Source organism: Bacillus cereus group sp. BfR-BA-01382, assembly GCF_022663475.1.
Lineage (GTDB): Bacteria > Bacillota > Bacilli > Bacillales > Bacillaceae_G > Bacillus_A > Bacillus_A thuringiensis_S.
On record NZ_JAKUFQ010000234.1, the window covers coordinates 1 to 1430 of the forward strand.

A 1430-nucleotide genomic window follows, 5' to 3' on the forward strand; every position below is an offset into this window, starting at 1 on the left:
GAAAAGCGGAAGCGGCTCGTTTAGATTGTGAGGGGGATGGAGCTTCTGACGTAGAGGCGCTTTTTGCCTTGTAGGAAGAAGCGAAGCCACCGAACAATCTAGTCGCTGGAGCTAGACAACGAAAAACAAAAACGGCTAGACCTGCATAAAGATTAAACGAAAAAGTTTTTTCAAAAAACGTTCTCCTACACGATAATTAGTATATGATTCTACATTCATTATTTTACACAAAATAAAAAAGGACAGCACAAAGGCTGTCCTTTAGTCGACTATAATTAGTCTTGGTTTGTCATTTCTGCATATTTTTCTGCAGTTAATAACTTCTCAACTTGGCTTGCATCAGAAAGTTCAACTTTAACCATCCATGCACCCTCGTATGGAGATTCGTTAACAAGTTCTGGTTGGTCACTTAATTCTTCGTTTACTGCTACAACTTTACCGCTTACAGGTGCGTATAACTCAGAAACTGTTTTAACAGATTCTACGCTTCCGAATGGCTCGTCAGCTTCGATTGTTGCACCTACTTCAGGAAGTTCAACGAATACGATATCGCCTAGCTCACCTTGTGCAAAGTGAGTGATACCGATAACAACTTCATTACCTTCAGTTTTTACCCATTCGTGTTCTTCAGAGTAACGTAAATTATTTGGAATGCTCATGACTGTACCTCCAGTGAATGTATTAATTATGTAAAAATACCTTATTGGTACTTTTTCCACACACTTTCAAACTGCTCTTCGTTAAAACCAAGTGTTACATTCGTTCCATCTGTTACAATTGGACGTTTAATCAACATGCCATCAGATGCTAAAAGCTCATACATTTCGTCTTCGCTTGCATCTTTCAACTTATCTTTCAGACCAAGTTCACGGTAACGCATTCCACTTGTATTAAAGAATTTTTTTAATGGTAATTCACTTTTTTCATGTAAATTACGTAAATCTTCTTTTGATGGTGGATTTTCAACAATATGAATCATCTCATATGCTACATCGTTTGCCTCAAACCATTTCTTTGCCTTTTGACATGTGCCACACTTTGGATATGAATAAAATGTTACTGTCATAAATTCACCTACTTTTTTACTAACCTTTACCTTTATCATATAGAAAACGTTTTATTATTTCAAACCATTATTCGCTAAACTTTTACTTATTTCGTGATAATTTTTAATAATCCTGCGAATTTTTCTTATTTTTCCGCCATTTGTTAAGAAAAAAATAAATATATAATTTTTTTAGATTCTGCACCAAACATATATCTTAAACAAGCGTTTGATTAATTCTCCATTTTTCTTTCTTAACCCTTAAGTTACATCGGTTTCTTCCTACCGAACATACAGCTTAAACAAACGTTTATTTAAAAAAATAAGAAGCCTCTTTTGCAGGCTCCTTCATCATCTATTCAAATAATCTGCAATTGTTTGAAAT

Annotated in this window: 2 protein-coding genes; both read right to left on the reverse strand. The window is 34.7% G+C overall.

Annotation, left to right across the window (positions count from 1 at the left end):
* Positions 1–275 precede the first annotated feature (275 nt).
* Positions 276–659 carry a glycine cleavage system protein GcvH gene (gcvH, locus tag MR160_RS33615; protein ID WP_000026896.1) on the reverse strand — a complete coding sequence of 128 codons (384 nt, stop codon included), beginning with the start codon at positions 657–659 and terminating at the stop codon, positions 276–278.
* A 41-nt stretch (positions 660–700) separates the two neighbouring features.
* On the reverse strand, positions 701–1066 hold the full coding sequence (locus MR160_RS33620) for an arsenate reductase family protein (protein WP_000218968.1): 366 nt from the start codon (positions 1064–1066) through the stop codon (positions 701–703).
* Positions 1067–1430 lie beyond the last annotated feature (364 nt).

Bases quoted from the DNA above. Each gene is read 5' to 3' on its own strand.
- gcvH (WP_000026896.1), bottom strand. From the start codon at position 659: ATGAGCATTCCAAATAATTTACGTTACTCTGAAGAACACGAATGGGTA.
- MR160_RS33620 (WP_000218968.1), bottom strand. From the start codon at position 1,066: ATGACAGTAACATTTTATTCATATCCAAAGTGTGGCACATGTCAAAAG.